We start from the raw sequence: 16,018 nt of genomic DNA, 5'->3' as shown, positions 1-16,018 counted from the left end.
CTCACGGTCCTTGACGGCCCTTCGCGGCCTCCCATGAACGACGGTGCCATCTCGCGCGATCACTGAGAAGCGGAGCCTTTTCCCTAGGACCGCCAATCCCGGTATGGAAACCGGGAATCTCGGCGTGGGGCGAGGTGTTCCGCGTGGTGATGAACGACATGAACCGGAGCGACCTCGCCGATTTCCTGCGCCGCTCCCGCGCGCGGCTGCGCCCCGCTGACGTGGGACTGCCGGAGGGACCCCGCCGCCGCACTCCCGGCCTGCGGCGAGAGGAGGTCGCGCAGCTGTCCGGGATGTCCTCCGACTACTACATGCGCATCGAGCAGGCCCGCAGCCCGCAGCCGTCGGCCCAGATGCTCGCCGCGCTCGCCCGGGCGCTGCGGCTCAGCGACGACGAGCGCGACCACCTCTACCTGCTCTCCGGGCATCCTCCGCCCGTCTCCCGTACCGCGGGCGAGAGGATCGCCCCCGGGGTGCGTTACCTGCTGGAGCAGCTGCGGGACACCCCCGCCCAGGTCGTCAGCGACATCGGATACCTGCTGGCGCAGAACGCGAAGGCGAAGGAGCTGTTCGATCTCGTGTGCAGGGTGGAGGGGGAGGAGCCCAACACCGTGTGGGCCTGGTTCACCAACCCCCGGCTGCGGGAGCCGTACACCCTGGAGGAGTGGAGACGCTGCAGTCACCACCAGGTCGCCGACCTGCGCGCGGCCGTCGCCAGGCGCGGTGGCGACACGGCCTCGGCTCGCCTGGTACGGCGGCTGCGGGCGCGCAGCGACGAGTTCGCCGAGCTGTGGGACCTGCACGAGGTCGGCGTCTGCCACAACTACCGGATCAGGATGCGGCACCCCACGACCGGAACGCTCGAATTCGACGTGGAGACACTGCTCACCCCCGCCTCCGACCAGCGCCTGCGCATCTTCACCACCCCGAGGGGCACCCCGGACGCCGCCGATCAGCGGTCACCCTCGAACGAGGTCTCGTAGAGGCTCCGCGCGCCCCGGGCGTAGGGGCCCGTGCCGCGGCCTTCGAGCATGTCGCCGCCACTGACGGAGCGGGCCCTGGCTGCGGCCTGCGTCGGCGGAGGATTTCCACACGCCATGGAATCCAGCTCGTCGTTCGCGATCACGAAATTGCGAATATTCGCAATTTAGTACATCCTGATGAAGGATCGCCGGGATAGATCATGATGTGGGGGTTTGCTGTGAGTGGGTCTTTTGCCGCCGCGGTGCGAGATCGTGTTCGGCGGGCGGACGCCGCATTGGCGGCGGCGCGTCTCGGCGGCGATGCCGAGGAGGTGATGCTGGCCGAAGCGGAATGGGAGGAGGCGTGGCACACCGCCCGCAGGCATGGCGTCCCGATCGGCTCGGCCGGGCCGGGTGAAGGGCCGGTCGCGTGATGTCGGTGCCGTTGTACGAGGCCAAGGCGGAGTTGTTTCGGCTGCTGGGCCATCCGGTGCGGATCCGGGTGCTGGAGCTGTTGCAGGACGGGCCGATGCCGGTGCGGGATCTGCTCGCCGCCATCGAGGTGGAGGCGACCGGACTGTCGCAGCATCTGGCCGTTTTGCGTCGTTCGGGGATGGTCAACGCTCATCGCGAGGGTTCCACCGTTGTCTACGCTCTGGCCGGTGGGAATGTGGCCGAACTGCTGCGCGCGGCCCGCACCCTGTTGACGCAGATGCTCACCGAGCAGAATGAGCTGCTGAGCGAACTGCGGCAGGCGGAGACCGGCGCCTCGTGAACTTCTTTGTCTCCTCGGGGTGGTCCCGGGTGCGGTCGGTGCTGCCCGAACGCGGCGAACTGGCCGCGATGGGCCGGCATCCCCGCCGTGACCTGCTGGCCGGGCTGACGGTGGCGATCGTGGCCCTGCCGCTGGCGCTCGGGTTCGGCATCTCCTCAGGGATGGGCGCCGAGGCCGGTCTGGCCACCGCGGTCGTCGCGGGGGCGCTGGCCGCGCTGTTCGGCGGCTCGGGTCTGCAGGTCTCGGGGCCGACCGGAGCGATGACGGTGGTGCTGGTGCCGATCATGCACCAGTACGGCGCGTCCGGAGTGCTGACGGTCGGGGTGCTGGCCGGGCTGATGCTGATCGCTCTGGCGCTGGGCCGGGCGGGCAAGTACATGGCTCTGGTGCCGGCGCCGGTGGTGGAGGGCTTCACCGTCGGTATCGCCTGCGTGATCGGCCTGCAGCAGGTCCCGGCCGCCCTGGGCGTGCCGACCCCCGACGGTGACAAGGTCATCGCCGTGGCCTGGCAGGCCGTTCAAGACTTCGCCGCCGGCCCCGGTTGGTGGGCACCCGCCGTCGCGCTGGCGGTGGCCGTGCTGATGCTGGCGGGGTCGCGCCGGCGGCCCACCGTTCCGTTCTCCCTGCTCGCCGTGGCGGCGGCCACCCTGGCCGCCGAAGTGGCCGGCCTGCCGCTGGCCCGGATCGGCCGGCTACCCGCCGGGTTGCCCGCCCCGTCGCCGGCCTTCCTGGACCTGAGCGCGCTGAACTCGCTGCTCGCCCCCGCGGTCGCGGTCGCCGCCCTGGCGGCGCTGGAGTCGCTGCTGTCGGCCTCCGTGGCCGACGGCATGAGCGTCAACCACCGCCACGACCCGGACCGCGAACTGTTCGGCCAAGGCCTGGCCAACCTCATCACCCCGCTGTTCGGCGGCGTCCCGGCCACCGGCGCCATCGCCCGCACCGCGGTCAACGTCCGTTCCGGCGCCCACTCCCGGCTGGCCGCACTCGCCCACGCGGGCATCCTGGCCGTGATCGTCTACCTGGGCGCAGACCTGGTCGCCCGCATCCCGCTGGCCGCGTTGGCCGGTGTGCTGCTGGCCACGTCGGTGCGCATGGTCGAGGTCGGCTCGGTCAAGGCCATGATCGCTTCCACCCGCAGCGACGCGCTCGTGCTGGCGCTGACCGCCGTCGCCACCGTGGCCCTCGACCTGGTCGCCGCGGTCATCCTCGGACTGATCGTCGCCGGGGCGCTGGCCTTGCGCGCCATCGCCCGTAACGTCCGCCTGGACGTGATGCCGCTGCGCCCGGACCTGTCCGGTGACCACACCGAGCAGGAGCACGCCCTGCTCGCCGAGCACATCGTCGCCTACCGCCTGGACGGTCCTCTGTTCTTCGCCGCCGCCCACCGCTTCCTGCTGGAACTGTCGGAAGTGGCCGACGTCTCAGCGGTCATCCTGCGCATGTCCCGGGTCACCGCCCTCGACGCCAGCGGCGCGCTCGTCCTGGGCGATGCCATCACCCGGTTGGAGCGCCGCGGTATCACCGTCTATGTCTCCGGCATCCGTGACGGTCACCACCGGGCTCTGCGGGCGCTCGGCGTCATCGCGCGCCTCGACGAGGCCGGGCGCGTCCTGGCCACCACTCCGCAGGCCATCGCCGCCGCCCGTGACCACCTGCGCCAGGCGGGGCTCCTGCCCGTCGACGGCCACGTCCCGGCCGGCGCCGGCGACCAGGTACGGCAGCGCACGACCGGAGCGTAGGTGCCGGGATCGCCCGTCACCCCGGGCGCCGACGGTCAGCAGCCGGCCTCGAAGTAGCTCTCGTAGGGGCCCCACTCACCCCAGTAGAAGGGCCCCCGGCCGCAGTCCTCCAGCTTGCCGCCGACCGCGACGGTGAGGGCGCTGTCGGAGTAGTAGGTGGTGGAGCAGTAGCGGTCGATGAAGCACACGTCGTGGGCCTGCGCGGGGGAGGAGGTGACGGCGACGAGACCGGTGGCGGCGAGGACCGCGGCGAGAAGCACGCGACGGATCATGAAAAGCCCTTCCTGATCGCGGTGACGTGGGAGCCGCGCTCCACACGGAAGATCGACTCCGGTGACCGGATCATCTGTCATCCCGGCGGGCCTTACAAGTGAATAGTCACCTTTGGGGGAGTCTGCCGGTTTTTGAGAAGGTCGCCGAGAAAAGTCATGCTCGGGAATCGTTTTCCGGTCACGTCGTCAGACCTGGGCACCCCCGAGAAAGCAACCAGACCGGTTCGCCGGATCCTCCCGGTCCTCCCTCGGCGCTCCCCTCCTCACGATGACGCGCCTGCACGGCAACCCGCGCGCAGCCGTCGCGCCCTCGTGTGCACGTCCCACCCCAGCGTCTTGCGCTCGGCCCGCACCCGCACCGCCCACCCGGGCTTCGCGCTGTCTTTGGGGGACATCACCACCTTCGTCACCTCCGAACCCGTAAGGACATCCGTCACACCGATTGTCACTCTCCGGAGTCGATCGTGTTCGATCTTTTCGAGGTCGGGGCCCCAACTATCCGGGAGCGGACACGGACACCTCCCGTGACCTCCTCTCCGCCTGCGGACGGGTACTGACGGCGCCTGCCGGGGGCCGGTGACCCACAGGCGCCGGGCGGCCGCCTGTTGCGAACATCCCCGGGCCTGCGGCGAGACGCCGGCCCTTCGTGCGGCGGAGACGGAAACGGCGGGTCGCGTACCGGAAGGCGGTCATGCCTCGCCTCGGCTGCCGGGCGCTGCAGAAATGCTCAACACATCCTGCGTAAATCGTCAACGACATTACGCCCGCACACCGGCACACTGGCTTCACCGTTTCACTCCGGAAGGAGAGAAACGGGGAGGAGGCCGACGGATTCACGGGTGGCGGTTTCCTTACCCGCGGGTTTCACCGTGTCCGCCTCGGCTCGTATTGCGGCCAGGTCGGGCAGGCCGACGTCGGAGGCGATGAGCGCGGCGAAGTTGAGCGCTCCGCTGACGCGGGCCACCGACTGCCGGTGGCCCGCGTCAGCCGGTTCGAGGGACAGCGCGGTGAGCTCTGCGATGCGCGTGGCCAAGGGGGTCCCGGGAGGTTTGGGCCGACAGACCAGCGGGATGCGAGCGACGATCGCGGGGTTCATCACGCTGTTCCTTTCACGGCCAGTCGACGACGAGTCGGCTGTTGGGCTTGTCGATGACGAAGCGCGGGTCGGCGGCCTTCAGCAGATCCCGGGCGGTGCCGGTGGCCATGCGGAAGCCGGGGGCGGGGACGTCGTTGCCGTAGTCGCGCTCCCACTCTCCGATCGCGGTCGCGACCCGCTCGGCGAGGGCGGCGGCGTTCGGGCCGTGGCCGATGACGCCGACCTCCCAGAACCTGCCCTCGGTGTCCTCACCCTCGCGGACGGTCAGGTAAGCCAGGGTGTCGCCGTCGAGCGCCGCCATGGACCCCCACCCGAAGTGCGGGGTGAACCCCGGTCGCCGGCCCGGCATCCGGGCCAGGCCATTCGGAAGGACGCACGCCAGCCACAGATACACCCACTCCCAGGACGAGCCCCGCCGGAACCTCACCCCGGTGTAGATCCTGTGGGCGGGGGTGTCCAAGACGGTCCGCATCGCCTCGCGGTCGACGAGCTGCTCGCTGAAGGTCTCCAGACGGACGTCGCCCTCCCCGGCCATGGGGGCCCGAGTGTAGATGTCGTCGCAGACGCCCTTGCGCAGCGGGACGAAGGTGGCCATCTCGCAGGAGACCGTCTTCCAGGTCTCGCCGTCGCGCTCGAAGGCGAAGGAACGGGAGATGCTGCCGCGGATCCGCATCGGGATGACCAGCCGCCCGCCAGGGGCGAGCTGGTCCAGGACCGTGAGGGGGATGTCGCCGGCACCCACGGTGAACTGGATCCGGTCGTAGGGGCCATGCTCGGGGAGCCCGGCCGCGCCGTCGGCCAGCGCGACGGTCACGTTCGAGGCACCGGCCGCCGTCAGGTGCTCTCTGGCGGTGTCGACGAGGTCGGAGTCGACGTCCACGGTCCACACGTGGCCGCGGGGAGCGGTCAGGCGGCCGAGGAGCGCGGCGTTGTAGCCGGTGGCGGCCCCGGCCTCCAGGACCTTGTGCCCGGGCTGTACGCCCAGTTGCTCCAACTGGATGGCGACGATGGACGGCGCGGAGATGCAGGAGATCATCTCGCCGTCCGGGGCGTGCTTCACCGGCACGGCGTCGTCGACGTATGCGGCCTTGACGTCGGCGTCGGGGATGAACCGGTGGCGCTCGATCTCGCGGAAGGCGTCGATGATCGCGGGGGTGCGCAAGTGGCCGGAGTCGGTGAACCTGGCCACCATGGCCTCGCGCAGTTCGGTGGGATCGACGGTCTCGGTGATGGTGTTCTCCATCCTCTCGAAAGTAGGGGTCACCGGTGCGGAACGGCCGGTGAACACGGCGGCTGGTTCGTCATCTCCGAAGGCGGCGTGCCGGCCCAGCCAGGCCACCGCGGCCTGCTCGGCCACGGGTACGGCGGCGCGGTTGAAAGCGAAGATCACGTGGTGGGCGAGGACCGCGCGAAGACCTCGCCTCAGCTCCCCACCGGTCGCGAGCCGGGCCAGGCGGCGTCCAGCGTCCTCGAACGCGGCGACGCGATCGGTCCAGCCCGGCTCGGCGGGGTCTCGTCGAGCGGCGTCGGCGTTCACGAGGCGCCGCATGGCGGTGATCGCCGCCGCCCGGCGGGCCGCGGCGGGAGGGGCAACGGCAGGGCGGAGGCTCTCGACCCTCGCCCATACGTCGCCGATCTCGAACAGGTCAAGCCCGGCGGCGCGGTTCATGGCGGAGATCAGCAGAATGCTCCGCTCTCTGGCGAGGGGGCTGCCGGTCTGGGCCAAAGCCGCGGGGCTGTCGGCGCAGAACACCTCATGGGCGATGGCCATGCCCTCCGGGCCGCCGAAGGTATCGGTCTCCGGCTCGTAGACGCCGCCGACCCAGCCGGCCGCGAGCTCGTCGGCGACAAGCTGGTCGAGCAGGTCGGCCACGGGCCGATCGGTACGCAGCCGGAGCTTTCCCTCCTTGCGCAGGAAGTGAAAGCGCCGGCCGTGCAGGGCGTCCGACAGCGAGACTGCGGCCTTCGGGCTTACCCCCGCATCGCCGGGAAAGCGGACGGTGGCCTGCCACCAGTCCCGTTCGGCCGGAGGCGCCGGATTGTCGTCGTTGGAGTTCATGTCCTGGGGTTCGCTCCTGTTCGATCGGGAGTGGACTGTACGGCGGGTCAGCCGATTAACAGGGCGCAGGTCCAACCGGTGGTGTTGGAGCCTTCCAGCGCCAGTTGCGCCCCCGCCCGGCCTTCCATGAATCCGGGCTTGGACAGCGCGGCGATGCCTGCGGACAGGTGCCGGTGTATCTGCCGGATGCTCGCGGTGAACCGGTCGGGGGCGGGGCTGTCGGCGGCGATGGCGGTGATGACGGTTAGCAGGCCCGCCCATCCGTGGCAGAGGGAGGCGTCGGTGACCTGGACCAGACGGGCCGGGTCGGCGAGGGCGGTCATGGCGGTCTCCTCGGCCGCCTTCCTGCGGGCGGGGGCGCCGAGCGCGAGCGCGGCAAGCTGCAAAGCGCGAGCGATCCCGAGGTCGCCGTAGCACCAGGACGGCCGCAGGGGAGGCGCCGGTGGCGGCTCGGCGGCCTTCAGGTGGTCGAGGGTGATCCAGTAGAAGGCGCCGAACCGATCCAGCCAGTCCGCGAACACCTCGATCGCTTCGGTCTGGCCGGCCACCTGGATGTCGCGGCGTGCGGCGAGGGACAGCAGCGCCAACGGGCCCGCGATGCCGTGCGCCACGCCGTTGTTGCCGTGGCCACCGTCCATCTCCTCATGCGTGGGGCTGTCCGGCGACCACCATCCCGGCAGCGCCCGGCCGCAGGCGTTGACCTGGCGGGCCGGCGCCACCAGATGGGCCAGCACCTCCGCCAGCAGCGGCGACGATCCGGGGCGGACAAGCAGTAACATCCCCAGCCCGGTGAGCCCCCGGATCAGGTCGAACTCCGCCAGCCTGGGCAGTCGCGCCGACTCCCGCCGCCGACGGGCGGCGTCCAGGCGCGCGGCCACGACCCGGTCTACGGCGGCCTGGACGTCGCGGTCGACGCGCCCGGCACGACCGAGGACGAACTCCAGCGCCGGAGAGCCGTGGAACAGGCAGGCGTTGGCGCCGGTGCTGACCCCACCGGCGACCGCCTCGGCCAGCAGGGGGCGCGCGGCGGCGAGGTCGCCGCGCTCGATGTGTAGCAGCGCCACCCCGAGCGTGCCCTCGGCCAGGGCCTGCGTCCTGGGCAGGCTCATCGGCTCGACTCCAGTGACACGACGATGCTGTGCGCCCTCCCGCCGATCCAGCCATCGGCATCCGGCGGCGGCGCCTCGTACAGCGCCGCGACCGGCGAGCCGCTCAGGTGCGCGCGGAGAAGGTCCACGTCCATCTCTCTCGTGAGGTTCAGCGGCAGGTGCTGATCGTCCATGGCCAGGAGCACCCGGTCAGGCACCGCGGCCCGGCCGCGCCAGGCGTGCAGTTGCTCGGCCCACTCGTCCAGGTGTGCCGTACGGCCGGGCAACGTGCGGGCCCGTAGCCGCCAGCGGGCGGCGACCAGGATGCTGCGCCGGTAGTGCACCGCAGGTGTGAAAGGCAGTGTCCAGGCGGCTCCCCAGTCGAACCAGGTCACCTGCGCCGTGGCCGCACGGCTGATCTCGGCCAGGAACCTGACCAGCGGCGGGGTGAAGTTGTTCCAGACGAAGTTGATCGCGGTGGGGGCCAGCAGCTCCAGGCGCTCCCCCGTCGCGGCCACGGCCAGGTAGAGGTGGCCGTCGCGGAGGCCGACGACCAGATCGGAGGGGAGGAGCACCTTCTCACCGCTGCCCCTGAACTCGCCGACGCTGACCAGCCTCGGCAGGACCCTGGGGACCCGCGTGAGCAGATCGGCCTCGACACGGGTGGGATGGAACGACAGCTGCGCCGGCTCCGCGCCGGGCGCGACGGTGGGAAGAGCGCCGTACTCGGCGGCGAGGTCCGGCAACAGGTGCCAGAACCGTCCAGACATGGTGCCGGCCGCGCGGGAGACGGTGTGGACGCGCAGGCGAAAGTCGCCCGTGTCGAGCGCAGGCAGTGAGCGGGCCTGAACCTGTGCGCACAGCTCGAAGTGGGGTGCGGGAATCGCACCAGGTTCGCCCGTGACGGCCTCCAGTTCCTCGACCATCGCCTCGGACAGGATCACCGCCCGCCTGCCCTCGACCGCCGCGGTCCCGGCGAACTCCAGCAGCATCCGATCGCGACGCGACATCGGCCTTGGCGGCTCCGACGGCATACCGAACCCGTCCGGCAGGCCCAGACCGGTGTCAGGGGCGGTGAGCTGCTCCAGGGAGACCTCGGCGCCCTCGCCGAAGCGGTCGGCGAACCGCTCGGCATAGCGCCGCCACGCCGCGGTTCCGGCAGGGCAGGACGAGAGCCGGGCCAGCACGGTCGCCGCGGTCTCCATCTCGACCGCGACCGTCTCGGGCAGGAGAACCTCGGCGTCCAGCCGTACGTCCACCGCCGCTCGAGCGCCGGAGACCAGGACAGCGGGGAGCAGTGCTTCGGCCGGGTTCGTGACGGTGGCGGCGGCCCGCAGCTCCGACCGCAGCAGACCTGTCCGCAGCAACTCGGCGGCCAGCGCTGCCCGGCGCTCCGAGTCCACCTGCGGGAATTCGGCGGCGAGCCTGCCGAGCAGGGTGGTGTGCCGGATCGGTGACCTGGTCGCCTCCAGCACCAGCGACAGCGCGGGAGTCAGCGCCAGTGAGAGCTGCGCCGCGCCCTCGGCGGGGACGTGGACACGGCCGTCGCGCACGCGGGCCAGGTTGTTGACGCACACCTCGAGGTCGGCCGGTAGCTCGCCGTCCGCCTCGTAGGCGCTGATCGCCGCGTCCAGCGCCGCAGGGTCCGGCCGGGCGACGACCTCGTGCCCGTCCCCGACGCGCACGAGGTACCTCTCACCGAACTCGACCAGGCCGACGCCCGCGAACAAGCCGAACGGTGTGGACCGGTGCGCGTAGCGCAGGGCGTACCGGGCAACGGCGAGGGCGGCTCGGCGGGCTCGGCGGAGGCTAGCCACCCGCCCGTCCAGGATCGCCGTTACCTGGAGGGCGAGGTCTGGGCTGGCGTTCGTGACCGCCTGCCGGAAGGGCTCATCGGCCCATACCGGGGCAAGCCACGATCGCCACTGTTCGATGCGAGACCCGGGCCTCGGCCATGCCGGAAGAGGGGGAGCCTTGAGGTTCACCGCGGCGCGCAGCATTCCGGCGCCGGTGCGTCGATAGAGCCTGATCCGTGTCCGCGTCATCACCCTCACTCCGTTCCTGTACGCCATCAGGGAAGGCCGGGGGCCGGGCCCGCGAGGCCGGCGCGAGCCGGGTCTACGAGGTCGTGCAGGCGCTCGGGCAGGAGGACCCGCAGTTGTCGCCGGTGCTGCACATCAACACCGTGTCGGCCGCCGGGGTGTTCTCGATGAAGGTGATGTCGAGGTCGAACGGGTCGAACTCTGCGCCGGCACCGGCGGTGTCCGCGCCGGCTACGGCGGTCTGCTGCTCGATGGTCGGGGTGCTCATCTCTTGTGCTCCTATGCTGTGCGGAAGAACCTTGACATGGATTTCAGACCGGCAGCCTGGTGCTGCGGTTACGTTCGGTATCAGTGAACGACGGGTGGTCCGTGGGCGACCATGGTCTGAGATGCTGCGGAGCGTTTAATGGGTTTAACCAGGTGGGGTTCCGATGCCAAGGGCACCTGATCAGCGCTCTCCCAACCATCGTCTGCGAGAGATGATCGCCGCGTGCGGCATGAGCTATGACGGCGTGGCACACGCTGTGGTGCGCGTCGCGGCGGAGAACGGGGAAGCGCTGCGGACCAACAAATCAGCCGTGGCGCATTGGGTCGCGGGCGTCGATCCCAGCGAGAGAACCGCCGTCTACCTGGCTGAGGCGCTGTCGAGGCGAGCCGGACGGCCGGTGGCGCCGACACAGCTCGGGTTTGCCGCCGGCTCAGGTCCTGAACTGGCCGGTACGCAGCCCATCGAGACGGCGGCTCTTCTCGGCCGGGCTGACATCGAGCACCGTGGCTTTCTGGCCGCTGCCGTGTACACGGCCTCCGATGTGACGATGCCACTGGAATACGACCATGAGCCGGTGGCCAGGCTGCTGCGGGCACGTACCGGACAGGCACGAGTCGGAGCGGAGGAGGTCGCGGTGGTCCGTCAGATCACCAAGGTCTTCGGCGTGGCCGATGAGGTGCTCGGTGGGGGGCACGGCTTGTCCACGGCCGCGGCCTACCTTGCCGATACCGCCGCCCCCATGCTGTCCGGCCGCTTCGCCGACGAGAAGACCCGACGCGATGCCTTCGGCGCCGCCGCGGAACTGTCGTGGCTGCTGGGTTGGAAGCATCACGATCTCGGTCAGGAGGGCGCAGCTCAGCGGTACTACCTGCTCGGCTTCCAACTCGCGGTCGAGGCGGACCCGCACGCACACGCCGCGTGGATGATGCGTGCCGTCGCACACCAGGCCCTCAGTCTGCAACAGCCCCGCCACAGCCTCGACCTCGTACAGGGGGCGCTTGAGCGTGCCAAGGGCTACGTGGACAGCGCAACGGAGGCGCTGCTGCACATCACGCACGCCAGGGCCTACGCGGCTCTTGGCGAGAAATCTCAGGCCGCACGCGCGCTGCTGGCCGCCGAAGACGCCCTCGGCCGAGACTGCGAACCGCAGCCTACGTATTCGCTGCTGATGGGACCGGCCGCCGGAACCGTGGACTCCCACACCGCCAGAACACTGACTGAAATAGGAGACCACGTCGGCACCGAGACGCGGCACCGAGCAGCCTTCACCTCCTGGGATCCGGTCGCCTTTCCGCGTGTTCACCTGCTCACCCATATGGACCTCGGAGACTGTCTCTCCGTACAGGCGCGTGCCGATGAGGCGGTAGCGGCCTGGAGCCGGGCACTGGATCTGGCCGAGGGGGTGACCTCAGTGCGAAGTAGATCGGCGTTGGCGTCAATCCGGCATACCCTTACCGTTTACCGACGCCGTGGTGTTCCCGGCGCGGCGCTTCTGGAACGCCGGATCCGGCAAACAGCCGTCTGAGAGGATCGATCCGTGACCGACACCGCCCTGCCCCCGGCACTCGACTCCCACACGCTGCTCGTCGCCGCCGTCATCGTTCACGACAAGGAAGCGGGTCGGGTACTGCTGATCCAGCGTGGGCCCCAAGCCAAGTTCGCTCCGCGGCACTGGGACCTGCCAGTCGGCAAGGCAGACAAAAGCGAGGTCATCACCGCGACCGCCGTCCGGGAGCTGAAGGAGGAGACGGGCCTGGTCGTGGATCCGGCCGAGCTGATGGTCGCAGGCATCATCCACGGCGCGTGGGGTGTCGAGGCCCCTAACGGGTTCTTGACCATCGTCTTCGTGGCGCATACCTGGACCGGTGAGTTGGTGAACGCCGAGCCGCACAAACACTCTCAGGTGGCGTGGTTCCCCACCGGGCAGGTGCCATCGGAATTCGTGCCCACGACACGCGCAGCGCTGGTGAACTATCTCGACGGCGGACCCATGGTGTCCACCGACGGCTTCTGAGCCTGCCAGCCATCGGAACCGGGTCTCACCGGGTTTCGGTTGTGTTCAGATCGGCGGTGCGATGCTGTCCTTTTCGCGTGATGTTCCCGTGCTCAGGTCGCCAGGGTCAGGCGACGCTGGTGGAAGTCCTCGGCTTCACTCATGCCGGGGTAGCGCTTCATGAGGATCTCGTCGAGGTGTGTCGCACGGGAGCGGATGGGGGCGGTCATGCGTGGTGACTCCAGGCCCTGAGTGCCCATCGCGATGGCCTCCTCCGGGGAGCCGAGCTGGGCCAGGGCGATGCCCAAGTAGAGCCGGGTGAGGGCTTCGCTGCTCGGGACCCGGCTCTCGGCGGGCTTCGCCTCGTAGGCCGCGATGGCGATCTCCGACTGCCTCCGGGACCGGTCGAAGTCACCGAGGGAGAGCCACGCCAGGGCGGAATAACTGGGGATCGTCTGAGCAGCCGCCGAAGCACCCGCATCGGTTCCGAACCGTCCGGGCAGACTGCCCGGCAGCCGCTCGTATGCCTCCTCGGCCGCGTGAAGCAGTGACTCGCACTCCGCGCGCTGCTTGAGCTGCGCGTTCGCCCTGGCCGCCTGGGTGTTCAACCGTACGGCGAGGATGTGGCGGCTGGGCACCCTGGCCAGGCCCTTCCGGGCGGCCGACAGCGCGCGGTCCGGCTGCTTGTCCTGGATCGCGATGGAGGCCAGGGCGTTGGTCGCGTGCGCGTACAGCTCGTCGTGCCCGGCCTGGTCGGCATGCTCGAAGGCGTCGATGGCGTAGGCGCGGGCGGCGGAGGGGTTGCCCAGTTCGTGAGCCAACCAGGCGAGCTCCTGTGAGAGCCAACCGGCGTAGACAAACAGCTCACGGCCTTCTTTGAGGGTGTGCGGGCTGCGGATGAGCTGGTCCACGCGCTGCCGGTAGGCGCGGGCCACGCTGAACACGTCGGCGGGCGAGCTTCGGTTGACGTTCGTGGCGATGTCGGTGATCGCAACCTCAAGGTGTTCGAGTGTGGAGCGGCCGACGGCGGTCTGGCTGGCTCGGCGGGTGAACTCCATGGCCTCGTCGGCGGCGTCGCCCAGGACCCGGCCCATGGCGGCGGCCAACCCCACCCTCAGCACGTCACGGCGGTTCGTGGGATCACCTTCTCCCTCGTCTCCAGACGTTCGGCCATCATTGTCCGCCGTGCCGTCGTAGCGGCTCAATGTTCCCGCCGGTGCGAACAGGATGGCCTCGGGGATGCCCATCGCCCGGCTGTACAGCAACCGGTAGCGCTCGCTCAGCATCGTGGTCGCGCCGGACTCCCAGCGCCGGATCGTGCGCACCAGCGAGGAGTGGTCGGGCAGGTCGCGCCCCCTGTCCCCGGACGCCGCGCCGCGGTGAGCGGGGGGCGGCGCCCGTGAGAACCGTGTCCTGTCCTGGCGCACTGACACGACATCCCGGATGATCGGACAGGCTGGGGCACATGGAACGCGATGACGCCTCGACATGGGACGGCGTGACCCTGCGGACGAGCTACAAGGACTGGGTGGTCGACAGGCGCGACAGGCTGGCCGACGCGGCGCGCGACCACGACTGGAGCACGGTCTTCGAGCTGCTCGAAAAAGACCGCGGCCAGGTCAACCGCGGCCGGCTCGGAGGCAGGAGCGCCTACACCCCGCTCCACCAGGCCGCGTGGCACGGCGTCCGAGCGGAGGAGGTGCACCGGCTGATCGCGCTGGGCGCCTGGCGCACACTGCGCACGGCGCGGGGAGAGCGCGCCGTGGACATCGTCCTCCGCAAGGGCCACCATCACCTGCTGGCGCCGCTCACACCGGTCATCCACCACCCGTTGCCCGCCGAGGTCCTGAAGTCGATCCAGCACCGTTTCCACCTGCTCATCCACGAACGTGCCCATGACCTGGTCACCGAGCAGCGGCTACGCCTTCCCGAGTTGGAACCCCTCACCGAGCAGCGCAACCCCTCCTGCTGGTTCGCCGTCCCCGGCATGTACGGCGGCTTCAAGTACCGGCTGGAGCAGGAGAAACTGATCGTGGAAAGCTGGTGCCGTGTCGTCGGAGGCTCGGGCCAGCGGCATGTCGTGGACGAGCACGAAGCGCGGCTCGTCGCCGAAGGCTTCGTCTGAGCAGCTGAAATCAGCTCCACGAGACCTTCAGCCCGTTATGACACCATCTCGGTCTGCCCGGAATCCAGTCTCTCCGGGTGACCGCCTCCGTGCGGGAGATGCCCCGCGTGTGGACCGATCAGGCCAAGCCGGGCATCCGTCATCGTGATGCCGTGGGGGACGCACTACAGGCACCAGAATGCCATCGCCTGGCCGGTCATTGTCGACGACTGGGACGAGCTTGAGACCGCCCACCGGTGGTGGATCGAGCGAAGCGGCCGGGACACGAGGAGTTCGGTCTGACCGTCGCCGATGGCGGCCGGCAGCTGTGGACACCTCCCGCGACCACGCCGACGGGCTCTACCGTCGTTTCATGTGGCGCAGCAGGAGCGCGATGATCCCCAGCAGGCCCGACGCGAAGAGGTTGGAGCCCACGGCCGCCATCGGGATCTTCTCGTCCACGATCCAGGACCACAGGGTGAAGGCGCCGAGGGCGAGCGCGCCCAGCAGCGCCAGTCCGGCGGTGACGCGTGAGTACACCACTCGCACGCCCCAGTTGGCCAGTGTCGACAGCGAGGAGAGATATCTGGAGGAGACGACGACCTGGTCGAGTTTCCAGAGGGTGTCCATGAGGATGCCGTAGGTGCGGGTCGACCTCATGTGCCCCTGGGAGCCGTACACGTATCCCTCCCGGGAGTTGACGGCGACGATCGCGTCCAGCAGCACCCTGCGGGTGTCTCCGCCGAAGAAGGCACGGAAGGGACTCCGGACGGCGGTGCACGAGAGCAGGTGGAGCTGCCACGGGATCCCGACGTACTGGTACTGGTTGCCGATCGTGAACTGGTGGTTCGTCTCCGCGCGCTCCCGAAGCTGTGGGCTCAGCTCGTCCACCATCCGCTTCCAGAGCTCGTCCGGCTCCGGGTCGCGCCCGGGGATCTCCAGTAGCACCAGGAAGCAGAAGAGGCGGACATGGACGGAGACGCCGCGGACGTCGTTGACGCTCTCCTCAAGGAGATCGACGTCGGCCTGGGCGAGGGAGACGCCAGCCGCGTTCAGGGCCCGGACGACGCTCGCCGTCGCCAGCGGGTCGGCCCTCCCGGCCGGATCGAGGCGCACGGCCCAGCCGCCGTCGGGCCTGTGGCCCTTCTGGATCCTGGCCAGGAGGTCGCGCAGAAGGCTCTCCCTGCCGGAGACCGCGGGGGGCGCGGCGGAGAGGGCGTAGAGCAGGTCGGCGCACTTGAAGGTGTTGTCCCACTCGGTGGCGAGGCGCGCGGTCAGCATCGAGCGGTCCGAGTCGGAGTCGGTGAGCGTGTGCTCGACCTCCGACCGTTCGCCGATGTACTTGATCAGGCCCTCGATGAGCTTGATCCTGTCCTGGCTCGGTGGGCTGCGCGACAGCACGAGGAGGGCGGCCGCGGTCCCGTGGAGGCCCCGGTGGTTGATGCTGTAGGGGTTCATGTACTGGCCCGCGGCGTAACACCCGTTGGGCAGCCCCTGGGCCTGGGTGCCGTTCTCCAGCAGGTCGAGGAACTGCTCCTCGATCCTCTCCATCGCGGCACCGAGCACGGCGTGCTCGACGGAGACGTAGTAGACGTCAGCGGGCAGGCGAACAGCCGGCAT

At 70.0% G+C, this 16,018-nt stretch carries 15 protein-coding genes; 7 read left to right on the top strand and 8 right to left on the bottom strand.

From position 1 onward, the window contains the following. Window positions 1–149: 149 nt before the first annotated feature. The 4 genes from AB0N02_RS09370 to AB0N02_RS09355 all read left to right on the top strand — a co-directional run bounded on the left by AB0N02_RS09370 (window position 150) and on the right by AB0N02_RS09355 (window position 3,476). On the top strand, window positions 150–983 hold the full coding sequence (locus AB0N02_RS09370) for a helix-turn-helix transcriptional regulator (protein WP_363944885.1): 834 nt from the start codon (window positions 150–152) through the stop codon (window positions 981–983). A gap of 242 nt (window positions 984–1,225) precedes the next feature. After that, window positions 1,226–1,396, top strand: a complete 171-nt coding sequence (locus tag AB0N02_RS09365) for a hypothetical protein (RefSeq protein ID WP_363944304.1) — start codon at window positions 1,226–1,228, stop codon at window positions 1,394–1,396. Beyond that, entirely contained in the window at window positions 1,396–1,737 is a 342-nt protein-coding gene (locus AB0N02_RS09360) for a metalloregulator ArsR/SmtB family transcription factor (RefSeq protein ID WP_363944883.1), read from the top strand. Before AB0N02_RS09365 ends, AB0N02_RS09360 begins: the two co-directional genes overlap by 1 nt. A gap of 68 nt (window positions 1,738–1,805) precedes the next feature. After that, entirely contained in the window at window positions 1,806–3,476 is a 1,671-nt protein-coding gene (locus tag AB0N02_RS09355) for a SulP family inorganic anion transporter (RefSeq protein WP_363944881.1), read from the top strand. Between the two features lie 35 nt (window positions 3,477–3,511). On the opposite strand, the gene AB0N02_RS09350 is transcribed toward AB0N02_RS09355, so the two are convergent. The 6 genes from AB0N02_RS09350 to AB0N02_RS09325 all read right to left on the bottom strand — a co-directional run bounded on the left by AB0N02_RS09350 (window position 3,512) and on the right by AB0N02_RS09325 (window position 10,301). Further along, window positions 3,512–3,748: a DUF6289 family protein gene (locus tag AB0N02_RS09350; RefSeq protein ID WP_363944302.1), complete on the bottom strand. Its 237-nt coding sequence runs from the start codon at window positions 3,746–3,748 to the stop codon at window positions 3,512–3,514. A 793-nt stretch (window positions 3,749–4,541) separates the two neighbouring features. After that, a complete protein-coding gene (locus AB0N02_RS09345; protein ID WP_363944300.1) occupies window positions 4,542–4,844 on the bottom strand; it encodes a hypothetical protein in 303 nt (100 codons plus the stop codon). 13 nt (window positions 4,845–4,857) lie between these two features. Beyond that, window positions 4,858–6,903: a methyltransferase, FxLD system gene (gene fxlM, locus AB0N02_RS09340; protein WP_363944298.1), complete on the bottom strand. Its 2,046-nt coding sequence runs from the start codon at window positions 6,901–6,903 to the stop codon at window positions 4,858–4,860. A 47-nt stretch (window positions 6,904–6,950) separates the two neighbouring features. Then, entirely contained in the window at window positions 6,951–8,012 is a 1,062-nt protein-coding gene (locus AB0N02_RS09335) for a lanthionine synthetase LanC family protein (RefSeq protein ID WP_363944296.1), read from the bottom strand. Then, window positions 8,009–10,036, bottom strand: a complete 2,028-nt coding sequence (locus AB0N02_RS09330; RefSeq protein ID WP_363944294.1) for a lantibiotic dehydratase family protein — start codon at window positions 10,034–10,036, stop codon at window positions 8,009–8,011. The genes AB0N02_RS09335 and AB0N02_RS09330 overlap by 4 nt, the downstream gene beginning before the upstream one ends. Window positions 10,037–10,109: 73 nt before the next feature. Further along, window positions 10,110–10,301: an FxLD family lanthipeptide gene (locus AB0N02_RS09325; protein ID WP_363944292.1), complete on the bottom strand. Its 192-nt coding sequence runs from the start codon at window positions 10,299–10,301 to the stop codon at window positions 10,110–10,112. A gap of 229 nt (window positions 10,302–10,530) precedes the next feature. Between AB0N02_RS09325 and AB0N02_RS09320 the strand changes: the two genes are divergently transcribed. Both AB0N02_RS09320 and AB0N02_RS09315 read left to right on the top strand, forming a co-directional pair. Then, a complete protein-coding gene (locus tag AB0N02_RS09320; RefSeq protein WP_363944291.1) occupies window positions 10,531–11,826 on the top strand; it encodes a tetratricopeptide repeat protein in 1,296 nt (431 codons plus the stop codon). Window positions 11,827–11,838: 12 nt separating this feature from the next. Beyond that, a complete protein-coding gene (locus tag AB0N02_RS09315) occupies window positions 11,839–12,315 on the top strand; it encodes an NUDIX domain-containing protein (protein WP_363944289.1) in 477 nt (158 codons plus the stop codon). 92 nt (window positions 12,316–12,407) lie between these two features. Here the strand turns inward: AB0N02_RS09315 and AB0N02_RS09310 are convergent, their stop codons facing one another. Next, window positions 12,408–13,727, bottom strand: coding sequence for a hypothetical protein (locus tag AB0N02_RS09310; protein ID WP_363944287.1), 1,320 nt, complete (start codon window positions 13,725–13,727; stop codon window positions 12,408–12,410). Between the two features lie 32 nt (window positions 13,728–13,759). Here AB0N02_RS09310 and AB0N02_RS09305 point away from each other — a divergent pair, with 32 nt between their 5' ends. After that, window positions 13,760–14,419, top strand: a complete 660-nt coding sequence (locus AB0N02_RS09305; RefSeq protein ID WP_363944286.1) for an ankyrin repeat domain-containing protein — start codon at window positions 13,760–13,762, stop codon at window positions 14,417–14,419. Window positions 14,420–14,758: 339 nt separating this feature from the next. Here the strand turns inward: AB0N02_RS09305 and AB0N02_RS09300 are convergent, their stop codons facing one another. After that, complete coding sequence (locus AB0N02_RS09300; protein WP_363944285.1) at window positions 14,759–16,018, bottom strand: hypothetical protein; 1,260 nt, start codon at window positions 16,016–16,018, stop codon at window positions 14,759–14,761.

It is taken from the genome of Streptosporangium sp. NPDC051022, from assembly GCF_040683035.1.
Classification (GTDB): domain Bacteria; phylum Actinomycetota; class Actinomycetes; order Streptosporangiales; family Streptosporangiaceae; genus Streptosporangium.
Note: the sequence above shows the minus strand (reverse complement) of the source record. Positions and strands in the feature narration are given on the sequence as shown.

Excerpts from the sequence above, each read along its gene's own strand:
- AB0N02_RS09370 (WP_363944885.1), top strand. The coding sequence starts at position 150 with ATGAACGACATGAACCGGAGCGACCTCGCCGATTTCCTGCGCCGCTCC.
- AB0N02_RS09360 (WP_363944883.1), top strand. The coding sequence starts at position 1,396 with ATGTCGGTGCCGTTGTACGAGGCCAAGGCGGAGTTGTTTCGGCTGCTG.
- AB0N02_RS09355 (WP_363944881.1), top strand. The coding sequence starts at position 1,806 with ATGGGCCGGCATCCCCGCCGTGACCTGCTGGCCGGGCTGACGGTGGCG.
- AB0N02_RS09350 (WP_363944302.1), bottom strand. The coding sequence starts at position 3,748 with ATGATCCGTCGCGTGCTTCTCGCCGCGGTCCTCGCCGCCACCGGTCTC.
- AB0N02_RS09345 (WP_363944300.1), bottom strand. The coding sequence starts at position 4,844 with ATGAACCCCGCGATCGTCGCTCGCATCCCGCTGGTCTGTCGGCCCAAA.
- fxlM (WP_363944298.1), bottom strand. The coding sequence starts at position 6,903 with ATGAACTCCAACGACGACAATCCGGCGCCTCCGGCCGAACGGGACTGG.
- AB0N02_RS09335 (WP_363944296.1), bottom strand. The coding sequence starts at position 8,012 with ATGAGCCTGCCCAGGACGCAGGCCCTGGCCGAGGGCACGCTCGGGGTG.
- AB0N02_RS09330 (WP_363944294.1), bottom strand. The coding sequence starts at position 10,036 with ATGACGCGGACACGGATCAGGCTCTATCGACGCACCGGCGCCGGAATG.
- AB0N02_RS09325 (WP_363944292.1), bottom strand. The coding sequence starts at position 10,301 with ATGAGCACCCCGACCATCGAGCAGCAGACCGCCGTAGCCGGCGCGGAC.
- AB0N02_RS09320 (WP_363944291.1), top strand. The coding sequence starts at position 10,531 with ATGAGCTATGACGGCGTGGCACACGCTGTGGTGCGCGTCGCGGCGGAG.
- AB0N02_RS09305 (WP_363944286.1), top strand. The coding sequence starts at position 13,760 with ATGGAACGCGATGACGCCTCGACATGGGACGGCGTGACCCTGCGGACG.
- AB0N02_RS09300 (WP_363944285.1), bottom strand. The coding sequence starts at position 16,018 with ATGCCGGCTGTTCGCCTGCCCGCTGACGTCTACTACGTCTCCGTCGAG.